General features: G+C 72.0%; 12 protein-coding genes. 8 read left to right on the top strand and 4 right to left on the bottom strand.

The features are described from left to right. The first annotated feature begins 339 nt into the window (after window positions 1–339). The gene (locus ACPXBU_RS33080; RefSeq protein ID WP_393301428.1) at window positions 340–714 is read left to right on the top strand and encodes a VOC family protein; all 375 of its coding nucleotides are present in this window, start codon (window positions 340–342) and stop codon (window positions 712–714) included. Window positions 715–835: 121 nt separating this feature from the next. On the opposite strand, the gene ACPXBU_RS33085 is transcribed toward ACPXBU_RS33080, so the two are convergent. Together ACPXBU_RS33085 and ACPXBU_RS33090 are read right to left on the bottom strand one after the other, a co-directional pair. Continuing rightward, window positions 836–976 carry a hypothetical protein gene (locus tag ACPXBU_RS33085; protein WP_425761189.1) on the bottom strand — a complete coding sequence of 47 codons (141 nt, stop codon included), beginning with the start codon at window positions 974–976 and terminating at the stop codon, window positions 836–838. A gap of 84 nt (window positions 977–1,060) precedes the next feature. Next, window positions 1,061–1,486 carry an integrase gene (locus ACPXBU_RS33090; protein ID WP_425761190.1) on the bottom strand — a complete coding sequence of 142 codons (426 nt, stop codon included), beginning with the start codon at window positions 1,484–1,486 and terminating at the stop codon, window positions 1,061–1,063. Window positions 1,487–1,733: 247 nt separating this feature from the next. Between ACPXBU_RS33090 and ACPXBU_RS33095 the strand changes: the two genes are divergently transcribed. The 4 genes from ACPXBU_RS33095 to ACPXBU_RS33110 all read left to right on the top strand — a co-directional run bounded on the left by ACPXBU_RS33095 (window position 1,734) and on the right by ACPXBU_RS33110 (window position 6,558). Further along, window positions 1,734–2,549 (top strand): helix-hairpin-helix domain-containing protein, encoded by an 816-nt coding sequence (locus tag ACPXBU_RS33095; RefSeq protein WP_425761191.1) that lies wholly within the window; start codon window positions 1,734–1,736, stop codon window positions 2,547–2,549. A gap of 44 nt (window positions 2,550–2,593) precedes the next feature. After that, the gene (locus ACPXBU_RS33100; RefSeq protein ID WP_425761192.1) at window positions 2,594–4,969 is read left to right on the top strand and encodes a ComEC/Rec2 family competence protein; all 2,376 of its coding nucleotides are present in this window, start codon (window positions 2,594–2,596) and stop codon (window positions 4,967–4,969) included. Window positions 4,970–5,161: 192 nt separating this feature from the next. Next, complete coding sequence (gene holA, locus ACPXBU_RS33105) at window positions 5,162–6,142, top strand: DNA polymerase III subunit delta (protein ID WP_425761227.1); 981 nt, start codon at window positions 5,162–5,164, stop codon at window positions 6,140–6,142. Further along, the gene (locus tag ACPXBU_RS33110) at window positions 6,139–6,558 is read left to right on the top strand and encodes a hypothetical protein (protein ID WP_425761193.1); all 420 of its coding nucleotides are present in this window, start codon (window positions 6,139–6,141) and stop codon (window positions 6,556–6,558) included. Before holA ends, ACPXBU_RS33110 begins: the two co-directional genes overlap by 4 nt. A gap of 132 nt (window positions 6,559–6,690) precedes the next feature. Here ACPXBU_RS33110 and rpsT read toward each other — a convergent pair whose 3' ends face one another. Together rpsT and ACPXBU_RS33120 are read right to left on the bottom strand one after the other, a co-directional pair. Continuing rightward, window positions 6,691–6,957 carry a 30S ribosomal protein S20 gene (gene rpsT / locus ACPXBU_RS33115; protein ID WP_425761194.1) on the bottom strand — a complete coding sequence of 89 codons (267 nt, stop codon included), beginning with the start codon at window positions 6,955–6,957 and terminating at the stop codon, window positions 6,691–6,693. Window positions 6,958–7,139: 182 nt separating this feature from the next. Next, entirely contained in the window at window positions 7,140–8,126 is a 987-nt protein-coding gene (locus ACPXBU_RS33120; protein WP_425761195.1) for a phosphotransferase family protein, read from the bottom strand. 61 nt (window positions 8,127–8,187) lie between these two features. On the opposite strand from ACPXBU_RS33120, the gene ACPXBU_RS33125 reads away from it, so the two are divergent. From ACPXBU_RS33125 to ACPXBU_RS33135, 3 genes are all read left to right on the top strand, one after another. After that, a complete protein-coding gene (locus tag ACPXBU_RS33125; protein WP_393375569.1) occupies window positions 8,188–8,724 on the top strand; it encodes a DUF4240 domain-containing protein in 537 nt (178 codons plus the stop codon). Window positions 8,725–8,838: 114 nt separating this feature from the next. Next, window positions 8,839–10,716 carry a translation elongation factor 4 gene (lepA, locus tag ACPXBU_RS33130; RefSeq protein WP_393375566.1) on the top strand — a complete coding sequence of 626 codons (1,878 nt, stop codon included), beginning with the start codon at window positions 8,839–8,841 and terminating at the stop codon, window positions 10,714–10,716. Between the two features lie 444 nt (window positions 10,717–11,160). After that, window positions 11,161–11,445 carry a GlsB/YeaQ/YmgE family stress response membrane protein gene (locus ACPXBU_RS33135; RefSeq protein ID WP_355030868.1) on the top strand — a complete coding sequence of 95 codons (285 nt, stop codon included), beginning with the start codon at window positions 11,161–11,163 and terminating at the stop codon, window positions 11,443–11,445. Window positions 11,446–11,913: the final 468 nt, after the last annotated feature.

An 11,913-nucleotide genomic window follows, 5' to 3' on the forward strand; every position in this document is an offset into this window, starting at 1 on the left:
CCTGGCGGGTGGGCGGGTGCCTTGAGTGCCGAGGACGCGACGACTGTCGACAGCTTGATTGGGCGGTCGAACTTATGGCGGAAGTCGCCTCGGTGATGTTCCAGAAGCGGTGAATATCCGGTCAGGGGCGCTGTGTTAGCCTCCGTGCGCGCCCCAGATGGGCCTACCCCCCGGAGGTTCTGGCTACTTCAGCCACCACGCCGAGATCGACGCGATGTGCGCGTCTCTCGTGCGGGATCCGGGGCGTCGGTGCCCTCGGGGCTTTGTCATCGCTGTGGCTGCGGAGGGCTCTGGGCCTCCGGTCGGGTCAACGGATCGACCGGCAAGAGGACGGTACGGATGACAGTCACGTTCAACCACACAATCATCGCCAGCAAGGACAAGAGCGCGTCGGCCGCGTTCTACCGGGAGCTGTTCGAGTTGCCGGAGGCGCCCTCGTGGGGGCCCTTCGCCAACGTGCAACTGGACGAGGGGCAGCTGCTTCAGTTCGCCGAGCCGCCGGTGGACATCCAGATGCAGCACTACGCGTTTCTGGTCGACGACGAACTGTTCGTACGGTGCCTGGCGTTTGTCGAGGGGCGCGGCATCACCTACTGGGCGGACCCGCAACTGAAGCGCGAGGGGGAGACCAACACCGAGCACGGTGGACGGGGCTTCTACTTCTTCGACCCGGCCGGCCACGCCATCGAGATCATTACCCGGCCGTACCTGTAGTGACCGAGGTCGGCGGCGGCGCACCCGCTCGTCGAGGAGGGTGTCGGCCCTGGTGCTCATTCCACCGGGCCGGCACCACCCGCCCTACGGTCTATGCCTGTGGCTGCCCTCCAGACCGGGCTCAGGACCGCCTCTTCCTGGTCCAGATGACGTGGACGGCGCAGGCGATCAGCATGAGTACGGCGATGGCGGTCCAGGCCCAGCGGGCGAAGTGCTCGTCGGCCACGAACGCGCGGATGCCGGCCAGGACGGCGAGCGCCAACGGGCCCAAGCCGAACCACTCGGAATGCCCGACTGAGACGGCGTACCCCGGCGCCCTGGGGGCTGTGGAGCAGCCCGCCGGCCGTCAGCCTCCCTGCCGAGCCGCGTAGGCGCGGATCACCTGCGCCGTGGGGTCCGCGCTCTCGGCCGTGCGTACGGGGTCGACCAGCAGGAAACCCGGCAGCGAGAACCGGGCACCATGCTCGCCCTCGGACAGCACGAACGTCCCGCCCCGCTGCTCTGGCTGCCAACCGTTCTCCAGCGCATAGCTGATGACCGCGCGCACGTCGGCGGCCGTGGGGTAGCTGTCGTCTGTCGCACACGCATCCCACCGCGAGGGCCCGGTGACCGACAGCAGGTCCACCTCGAGTTTTCGGCTGGTCTTGCCGGCGCCCCAGGCGCGAACGCGGATGCCCCGGTGGCAGTCGCCGCTGCCCGGCACGCAGTGAATCACCGCCCGCCACACAAAGGTGCGCCCGTCGATCCATATGTGCCGCAGTGGAGCCTGCACGCCGCCCACCTCCGCCGTCAGATCCTTGCCGCTCCACAGTCCCCGCGCCAGCGGTTTCGGTGGCCCCGTGCGGTGGCGGCGCAGCCTCGCCGGCGCCCGCTTGCTGGTCTGCTACCGATGCCCCGGCCGCCACCGAGACCACTAGCAGATCTGTGCTTGATCAGGGCGTTGTCCACAGTGGTGCTGGTTGTCCACAGGACGACGTCGTCACACCCCACCGCCCTCGCCGTCGCCATAGCGTCGCCCTGTGTCACACGACGAGGAGACCGAGGTACGCCAGCGCCTGCGCCGGCTGACGGACGCGCCGCTGGACGTGTCGTCGCCCCCGGCAGGGGCAACGCTCGTGGGCGTACCTCTGGCTGGTGTGCTGCCACCCCGGGCCGGGGCGCCGATGGCGGAGGCGGAGACCGGCGTACCCCTTGCGGTGGAAGGCTCGGTGGCCCCGCGGCTGTCCGGGCCCGGCGCGTTCGACCCAGGGCGACGCGGTGTGCGGGCGCTGGCTGTCGTCGCGGCGGTGGTGGTGCTGGCCGCCGCCGGATGGGCCTGGCGGTCCCGGCCGCACGCCGAGCCGGTCGTGCCACTGGGCAGCGAGGCCGTAGCGGCCACTCCGGCGGGGGACCCCAGCGCGTCCGGCTCCGGTGAGGTGGTGGTGGCGGTCGCCGGCAAGGTCCGCAAGCCCGGGTTGGTGCGGTTGCCGGCCGGTTCTCGGCTCGCCGACGCGGTGCAGGCGGCCGGTGGTCCGCTCCCCGGGGTCGACGTGGCGCTGCTCAACCCCGCCCGCAAGGTCACCGACGGCGAGCTGATCGTGGTCGGGGTGACGCCGCCGCCGGTGCCGGGCGGACCGGCGGCGGGCGGTGCGACACCCGCCACCGGACCACTGAACCTCAACACCGCCACACTGGCGCAGCTCGACGCGCTGCCCGGCGTCGGGCCGGTGCTCGCCCAGCGCATCCTCGACCACCGGGACCGACACGGCGGGTTCAAGGCCGTCGGTGACCTGCGTCAGGTCGACGGGATCGGCGACGCACGGTACGAGCAGCTCAAGGACCTGGTGACGGTGTGAACCGCCACCCTGCCAGTGGCAACCCGTCGCCGCCGGACGGCTCCGTGAGCGGTGCCGACAACCAGACCTCGCCACCGGATCTGCGGCTCGCCGGGCTGGCCGTGGCCGCCTGGCTCACCGCGCTCGCCGGCCTGCATCTCGGCCCCCGCTCGCTTCTGCTGGTGGCCGGGGTCGCGGCCGTCCTGACCACGTGCGGCGCCCTGCACCTGCTCGATCGCCTCGGCCGCCCGCGGGCCGCCGCGCGCCGTCACGGCTGGATCGCCGTCGCGGTCGGCCTCGGTGTGGTCTGCGCGGGGGCGGCCACCGCGGCCCGGCTCGCCATCCGGGACGCACCGCCGATCCGTGCCCTGGCCGAGCAGCGCGCCCTGGTCACCGCGGAGGTGGTGGTCCGGGACGATCCGCGCCCGATCCGTTCCGCCGGTCGGCCGGGGATGCTGCTGGTGTCGAGCGAGCTGATCCGGCTCACCGGCCCGGACGGTCGGCGACTGCACGCGTCGGTGCGGCTGCTCGTGCTTGCCACCGACCCGGCCTGGCGTGGGCTGCTGCCCGGGCAGCGCGTCACCACCGAGGGTCGGCTCGGCGTCCCCCGCGGTGGTGACCTCACCGCGGCGGTGCTCAGCACCAACGACCCGCCCGAGCGGCACGGCGCGTCCTCCTGGCCGCAGCGCGCCGCCGGCACCCTGCGTGCCGGCCTGCAACGGGCCTGCGCGCCGCTGCCCGACGACCCGGGCGGGCTGCTGCCGGGGCTGATCGTGGGGGACACCAGCCGACTGCCACCCTCCGTCGAGGAGGACTTCCAGGCCACCGGAATGACACATCTCAATGCCGTTTCGGGGAGCAACGTCGCCATCGTGGTGGGTGCGGTGCTGTTGCTGGCCCGGTGGGGGCGGGCCGGTCCGTGGCTGGCCGTCGGGCTCTGCGGGGTGGCGCTTGTGGGCTTCGTCATTCTGGTCCGCCCGTCACCGAGCGTCGTACGAGCCGCGACGATGGGGGCGATCGGGCTCGCCGCGCTTGCCGCCGGTCGTCCCCGCGCCGCGCTGCCCGCGTTGGCCGCCGCCGTCACCGTGCTGGTGCTGGTGGACCCGGAGTTGGCCGGGGATCCCGGGTTCGCGCTCTCCGTGCTGGCCACCGGTGGCCTGCTGCTGCTCGCCGCACCCTGGCGGGACGGGCTGCGTCGGCGGGGCGTGCCGCCCGGCCTGGCGGAGGCGCTGGCCGTGCCGGCGGCCGCGCAGGTGGCCTGCGGGCCGGTGGTCGCCGGCATCTCCGGCACGGTCAGCCTGGTCGCGGTGCCGGCCAACCTCCTCGCGGTGCCGGCCATCGCGCCCGCGACCGTGCTGGGCGTGCTCGCGGCGATGGTGTCACCGATCTGGCCGCCGGGTGCCGAGTTCCTCGCGTGGCTGGCGAGTTGGCCGGCCTGGTGGCTGGTGGTCATCGCCCGCCAGGGCGCCCGGCTGCCCGGCGGCACCCTGCCCTGGCCCGGCGGGGTGCCCGGGGCGCTGCTGCTGACCGTGGTGACGGTCGCGCTGCTGATCGCGGTGCGTCGCCCCCTCGTACGCCGACTGGTGGCGGTCGTCGGCGTCGCCTCGGTGCTCGGCGCGCTTCCGGTGCGGTTGGTGTTCGCCGGCTGGCCGCCGCCGGGGTGGGTGGTGGTGGTCTGCGCGGTGGGCCAGGGCGACGCCGTGGTGTTGCCGGTCGCCCCCGGTCGGGCGGTGGTGGTCGACGCCGGGCCGGAGCCGGGCGCGGTGGACGGTTGCTTGCGTCGGCTCGGCGTACGCGAGGTGCCGCTGTTGGTGGTCAGCCACTTCCACGCCGACCACGTGGGTGGGGTGGCCGGGGTGTTCCGGGGGCGACGGGTGGGCGCCGTGCTGACCCCGTCCTCGACCGATCCGGAGAGCGGCCGGGACCTGGTCCGGGCGGCGGCGACCGCCGGGCGGTCCGCGCTGCTCACCACGGTGGCCGGTGCGCGTCACCCGGTCGGGGGCGTCGACCTGCTGGTGCTCGGCCCGCCGTACCCGCTGGCCGGCACCAGGTCCGACCCGAACAACAACTCACTTGTGTTGCGCGCCACGGTGGACGGGGTGCGGATCCTGCTGCCCGGTGACGCGGAGGCCGAGGAGCAGCACGCGCTGCTGGCGCGGGCAGCGCCGGGGCACCTACGGGCCGACGTGTTGAAGGTCGCCCATCACGGGTCGGCGTACCAGGATCCGGGGTTCCTCGACGCGGTAAGGCCGGCCGTCGCCCTGGTGCCGGTGGGTGCCGGGAACACGTACGGGCACCCGAATCCCAGCCTCCTCGCTCGGCTGAACAGGGGAGGCGCCCGAGTGTTGCGGACCGACACCGACGGCGACCTGGCGGCTGTCCGGGCGGGACCTGGCCTGGCAGTCGCCCGCCGGGGAATGCCACCAGGCCGGCAGTCCTGACGATCGAGGGCCCTGCATTCAGGATTTCTGCGCGACCTTGCGCGCGGGCCCGCACCGATCCAGGGCGGCCCGGTCGGGTGATAAGAGGAATAAATAGGCAACTGTGGTGAATGTCTGGATTTGCGCTGTGTGCGGGCTGCGCCGACCAAGCAGCGAATGAGCAGGCACGATCCCGACGCGGGCCGTGCGAATATGGGCGGCGTGACCGCCGCCAACCTCGCCCCCATTGTGCTCGTCCTCGGTGACGAGGAGTTACTCGCCACGCGCGCGGTCACCGAAGCTGTCGCGAAGGTTCGCAGTGTCGACGCCGAGGTGGACGTCCGCGAATATCAGGCCTCGGCGCTCACCGTCGGTGAGATCGCCGAGATGCTCAGCCCTTCGCTGTTCGGCGGGAGACGACTGTTGATCCTGCGCTCGGGCCAGGACGCCCGCAAGGACCTGGTCGCCGCGCTGCTGGCGTACGCCAAGAACCCCGACCCGGACGTCCACCTGCTGGTGCTGCACCTGGGTGCCGCCAAGGGCAAGGCGTTCGCCGACGGGCTGCGGGCGGCCGGCGCGACTGTCGTCCCGGCGGCCAAGCTCAAGGGGCACCGCGACCGGGTGGCCTTCGTCCGTGACGAGATCCGCCGGGCTGGTGGAAAATGCACCGACGACGCCGCCGAAGTGCTCATCGCGGCGGTCGGCAACGACCTGCGCGAGCTGGCTGCCGCCTGTTCCCAACTGATCGCCGACACCGACGGGCGGATCAGCGCCGAAACGGTGAGCCGCTACTACCGGGGTCGGGTCGAGGTGACCGGCTTCACGGTGGCGGACGCCACAATGGTCGGTGACGTCCCGGCGGCGCTGGAAGCGTTGCGCTGGGCCCTGCACGTCGGGGTCGACCCGGTGCCCATCGCGGATGCCCTGGCCGACGGGGTACGCACGGTGGCCCGGGTGGCGTCGGCCGGACGGGGCAGCCCGTACCAGCTCGCCAGCAGCCTCGGCATGCCCGCCTGGAAGATCGAGCGGGCGCAGCGGCAGGGGCGCGGCTGGACCCCGGAGGGCCTGGTCCGGGCCATGCAGGTCGCCGCCGAGTGCAACGCCGCCGTCAAGGGCGGCTCCGACGACCGGGCGTACGCCCTGGAGCGGGCGGTCTTCTCGGTTGCGGCAGCCCGGCAGGGCGGCATCAGGTGACGGGGACGAACCGCCCGGCGTGGGCCACTCTGGCCGTCGACGAGGAGCGCTATCGGCCGCTCTACGCCCGACTCCTGGGCCTGCGGTTCGTCAACCCCGGTGGCGTGCTGTGCTTCCTCTTCTTCGAGGGCACCGTCGCGCTGGCCGTGCTGCTCGCCCTCGCCGAGTTGGTGACCTGGTGGGCGGTGCTGGTGCTGCCCGTCGTGGTGGCGGCGATGGTCAAGCTCAACGACATGGTGGCCGCGATCGTGGTCCGGTCGGCCGCGCTCGTGCCCGAGCAGGAACGGGATCGGTTTCGCCGGCAGATGGAGCCGGTGGTCGGCCGGGCCCAGGTGGAGTGGATCTCGCACAGCGTCAGCGGCGTGGTGATCACCGCCGACCCGGCGCCCACCCGCCGCGCCGACCCGTCCCGCTGAGCTTGACCCGCACGGGCGAGCCGACCCTGTCGGGTTGGGTGGCTGCTCCACGGACATGATGCCGGCCTGCGGACACACGGAAGCCCCGGGCCGAGGCCCGGGGCTTTCCGAATCAGTCTGACGGTGAAGTCGTCAGGCGGTGAGCGCACCCACGCGCTTCGCGATCGCGGACTTGCGGTTCGCGGCCTGGTTGGAGTGGATCACGCCCTTGCTGACGGCCTTGTCCAGCTTGCGAGAGGCGTCCAGCATGAGCGCGGTGGCCTTCTCGACGTCACCGGCCTCGGCAGCCTCGTGGAACTTCCGGACGGCGGTCTTCAGCGACGACTTGACCGACTTGTTGCGCAGCCGGGCCTTCTCGTTCTGCCGGTTGCGCTTGATCTGGGACTTGATGTTCGCCACGCGACAGCCTCGTCTTGATAGCTCGGGTTGGTCAGCTTCTGCGCGAGATGACGAACATGCGTCATCGCTGCGCGAAGAGCCAGGTTACCAGGTCGCCCGGGACGAGCCAAAACGGCTCGGTCCTCGTGCGGACGGACCGGGCCCGTCGGGCACCACATTACGCCCCCGGCCCCCGCGAGGGCTCACCGCCAACCCTGACGGCGCGACAGCCAGTCGAGTGACTGCTCACCGCTCCACCGCTGGTGGGCGGGCAGGTGTGGTGAGGCCGTCGGGGGTGCCGCAGCGGCGCCGGTGAGGTAGTAGCCGGCCAGTGCGGCCAGGGTGGCGTCCAGCGCGTCCGGGGGCGCACCCACCGCCGCCGGGTGCGCGGCGAAGAGTCGGTCCGCGTCCAGGCCGCTGGCGTACGCGGTGAGCAGCAGGCCGGCCAGGTCGAACCAGGCCGGCCCGGAGCAGACCCAGGTCCAGTCGCAGAACCAGGCTCGGCCGTCCGCGTCGATCAGCACGTTGTCGACCCGCAGGTCGCCGTGGATCAGGCCGTTCGCCCCGGCGGCGTACCGGGGGAGACGGGACTCCAGCGCCACCAGCTCGGCCAGCCGGCCCCGCGCCGGCGCGGGCAGTGGTGGGGTCGGCTCGCGCCCGGCGGCGACCTCCTCCCACCAGAGGATGTCCGAGCTGGCCAGGTCGGCCAGGTGTGGCAGGCCGAGCGCGGCCAGTTCGGCAGGCGGGTCGGCCAGGGCGGCGGCGACCTGCGCGTACCCGGCGAGGGTCGCGTCCAGCTCGGCGGGCACCCAGGGCAGGCGCGGGGTGTGCCCGTCGACGGCATCGGTGCACAGCACGAACCAGCCCGCCGCCGACAGGGTCCACCGGGGGCGGGGCGCCGGCAGGTCGGCCGGCAGCCGGTCGAGGATCGCGGCCTCTCGGGCGTACCAGTCGACCAGGTGCGGTTGCTCGGCGGCGGGTGCCGCCTTGACGAAGGCCCGGCCACCGTCGGCCGTCTGGAGCACTGCGGCGAAGCCGCGGGTGAAGCCCGCGCCGGCGACCCGGGCGGCGACCACCGGCGCGCCCAGCCGGTCGGCGACCGCGGCCCGCAGCGCCGCGGGCAGCGTCGGCCACGACGGGCGCAGCGCGCTCGCGTGGTAGGGCACCGGCGGCAGCGGGGGAGGGGACACCACACCATGCTGCCCCGGGGTACGTGCGCGACGCGCGGCGACACTGCCAGACTGCCAACCCATGAGGACCGAGGACTTCTGGCAGCTGATCGACGAGGCTCGGGCCGGCGGTGGGGGAGAACCCGGGCCGGTCGCCGCGCGGGCCGTCGCGCTGCTCGCCGAGCGCGACCCGGAGGACATCGTCGGGTACGCCCGGCACCAGACGCGGGTGCTGGCCGCCTCGCACAAGGCGGACCTGTGGGGCGCGGCGTACCTGATCAACGGTGGCGCCTCGGCCGACGGCTTCGAGCACTTCCGGGGCTGGCTGATGACCCAGGGACGGGCGGTCTTCGCCCGCGCGGTCACCGAACCGGACTCCCTGGCCGAGTTGCCCCAGGTGCGGGCGGCCTCGCTCAGCGGCGAGGAGTTCTCCGCCGAGCAGATGCTGTCGGTGCCCTGGGACGCGTACCGCAAGGCCACCGCCACCGAACTGCCGGCGGACCGCGACCCGGTGCGGACGCCGGACCTCAACGACTTCTGGGACTTCGACGACGAGGAGGAGGCGCGTCGGCGGTTGCCGCGACTCGCCGCGCTCTTCGTCGAGCCGCCGCTGGAGTGAGGGCCGCGAGCCGATCCGTCGCCCGCGCAGCGGGCGTACCCCGGCGGCGTGGGAACATAGAGGGGGTCGGCGGCGCGCCGGCCTGTTCACGTCAGCCGACCAGAACGGACCGCTGTGCCACCGAAGCTCGATCCCGGCGCGAATGCTCCTGGTTCCACCGACCCCGGTCGCATCCGGAACTTCGGCATCATCGCCCACATCGACCACGGGAAGTCGACCCTGGCCGACCGGATGCTGCAGCTCACCGGCGTGGTCGACCCCCGGCAGATGCGCGCCCAGTACCTGGACCGGATGGACATCGAGCGCGAGCGCGGCATCACCATCAAGAGCCAGGCCGTCCGCATGCCGTGGACCATCCGCGAGGGTGAGCGGGCCGGCGAGCACGCGGTGCTCAACATGATCGACACCCCGGGGCACGTCGACTTCACCTACGAGGTGTCCCGGTCGCTGGCCGCCTGCGAGGGCGCCGTGCTGCTTGTCGACGCCGCGCAGGGCATCGAGGCGCAGACCCTGGCCAACCTCTACCTGGCGCTCGAGAACGACCTGCGCATCATCCCGGTGCTCAACAAGATCGACCTGCCGGCGGCCCAGCCGGAGAAGTACGCCGAGGAGTTGGCCCACCTGATCGGCGGCGACCCGGCCGACTGCATCCGGGTCTCCGGCAAGACCGGCGAGGGCGTCCCGTACCTGCTCGACGAGATCGTCCGGCAGTTCATCCCGCCGGTCGGTGACGCCGACGCGCCCGCCCGGGCGATGATCTTCGATTCGGTGTACGACGTCTACCGCGGCGTCGTCACGTACGTCCGGGTCATCGACGGCCGGATCAGCGCCCGGGACCGGATCAAGATGATGTCCACCGGCGCGGTGCACGAGCTGCTGGAGATCGGCGTCATCTCACCCGAGATGGTCAAGGCCGAGGCGCTCGGCGTCGGCGAGGTCGGCTACCTGATCACCGGTGTGAAGGACGTCCGGCAGTCCCGGGTCGGTGACACCGTCACCATCAACAGCCGGCCGGCGGCCGAGGCGTTGGGTGGCTACAAGGACCCGAAGCCGATGGTCTACTCCGGCCTCTACCCGATCGACGGGTCCGACTACCCCAACCTGCGTGAGGCGTTGGACAAGCTCAAGCTCAACGACGCCGCCCTGGACTACGAGCCGGAGACCTCCGGCGCGCTCGGGTTCGGCTTCCGCTGCGGCTTCCTCGGCCTGCTCCACCTGGAGATCATCCGGGAGCGGCTGGAGCGCGAGTACAACCTCGACCTGATCTCCACCGCGCCCAACGTCGTCTACCGGGCGATCACCGACGACGGCGAGGAGATCGTCGTCACCAACCCGAGCGAGTACCCCACCGGCAAGATCGCCGAGGTGTACGAGCCGGTCGTGCGCGCCACCGTGCTGACGCCCAACGACTACGTGGGCGCGGTGATGGAACTCTGCCAGGGCCGCCGCGGCACCCTGCTCGGCATGGACTACCTGTCCGCCGACCGGGTGGAGCTGCGCTACACGCTGCCCCTCGCGGAGATCATCTACGACTTCTTCGACCAGTTGAAGAGCCGTACCAAGGGCTACGCCTCACTCGACTACGAGCCCTCCGGCGAGCAGGCCTCCGACCTGGTGAAGGTGGACATCCTGCTGCACGGCGAGCCGGTGGACGCGTTCAGCGCCATCGTGCACAAGGACAAGGCGTACAACTACGGCGTCACCATCGCCGCCAAGCTCCGTACGCTGATCCCGCGCCAGCAGTTCGAGGTGCCCATCCAGGCGGCCATCGGTAGTCGGGTCATCGCCCGGGAAACCATTCGGGCGATCCGCAAGGACGTGCTCGCCAAGTGCTACGGCGGTGACATCAGCCGTAAGCGCAAGCTGCTGGAGAAGCAGAAGGAAGGCAAGAAGCGGATGAAGATGGTCGGCCGCGTCGAGGTGCCGCAGGAAGCCTTCATCGCCGCCCTCTCCTCCGACTCGGGCGACGGCAAGGCCGCCGGAAAGAAGTAGTCGGTCCCTGGTTGCGCTGGGGTTGCCGGGGGAGCCCGTGGTCGTCGCTGTGCGCCGGTGTGGTGGGTGGCACCTGGCCGAGGGCTGTCCCTTCGGTCGGGTGGGGGTCGCCCTACGGAGCGGCGGCTTCGTGGGCACGTCCCGGCGCGGCGTCTCTGCCCGGGGTCTGTCGGCCGGTCTGGGGTGCCGGTCGGCGCCGATGACTGTGGAGTGGCCGCCGGGTGCGGAGAATTTTTCTGGCGCCGTCGTTGGGTGAGCGAGTCGACGAAGTGGCCTCCTGCCTGCGCGGATGTGCTTCCAGGTAAACCGACGCACCGATCAGGCATCGACGTCCGGCGTTGTTATTCGCGGTGAGTCGGTTTGGGTTTTCGGCGGGTCGGGCACTTAGCGGTCACGACAGGAAGCACACATCGTGTGTCGAACATTCTTTTGAGGAGGGTGGCCGTGGAGCTCACCGTGTGGGGCATCATCACTGCGATCGTTGTTGGTCTCATCGTCGGCGCGCTCGGCCGCCTGGTCGTCCCGGGCCGGCAGAACATGCCGATCTGGCTGCACCTGCTGATCGGTATCGGCGCGGCCCTGCTGGGTACGGTGCTGGCGCGGGCCGTTGGCATCGCGACCGAGACGAGCGGTATCGACTGGGCCGAGCTGCTGGTGCAGGTCGTGGTCGCCGCGATCGCGGTCGCCCTGGTGGCCGGTGTGGGTGGCCGCCGCCGAGTTACCCGGTAACACCCAGCACCAAAGCTCGTACCACCGCCGCACAATCGATGGGCGCCCGGCCGACAGGCCGGGCGCCCATCGGCGTTCGTCCCGCTGCGGCGGCCACCCACCGCGCCCGTCGGGCGTCCCCTGACGCCCTCCATCGGCACGCTCCGGCGCGCAGGATCGCCCTGATCGACTCGGGTTCCTTGACATCGGGGTGACCTGGTGGGGTTGATGCCGTGGTTTTAGTGATGTCGTGTTGATCTGGTGGTGGAGTGCTGTGGGGTCGTTCGAGTGGCCCTGTTGGCGCTCTTGGCGCGTCGGGTCGCCGTGATCGACTCGGGTTCCTTGATGTCGGGGTGACCTGGTGGGGTTGATGCCGCGACATCAATGAGTCCGTGTCGATCATGGGCCCGGTGGCCCGGTGGCCCGGTGGCCCGGTGGCCCGGTGGCCCGGTGGCCCGGTGGCCCGGTGGCCCGGTGGCCCGGTGGCCC

The organism is Micromonospora sp. DT231 (assembly GCF_049847025.1).
GTDB lineage: Bacteria > Actinomycetota > Actinomycetes > Mycobacteriales > Micromonosporaceae > Micromonospora.

Bases quoted from the DNA above. Each gene is read 5' to 3' on its own strand.
- ACPXBU_RS33080 (WP_393301428.1), top strand. From the start codon at position 340: ATGACAGTCACGTTCAACCACACAATCATCGCCAGCAAGGACAAGAGC.
- holA (WP_425761227.1), top strand. From the start codon at position 5,162: ATGGGCGGCGTGACCGCCGCCAACCTCGCCCCCATTGTGCTCGTCCTC.
- ACPXBU_RS33125 (WP_393375569.1), top strand. From the start codon at position 8,188: ATGAGGACCGAGGACTTCTGGCAGCTGATCGACGAGGCTCGGGCCGGC.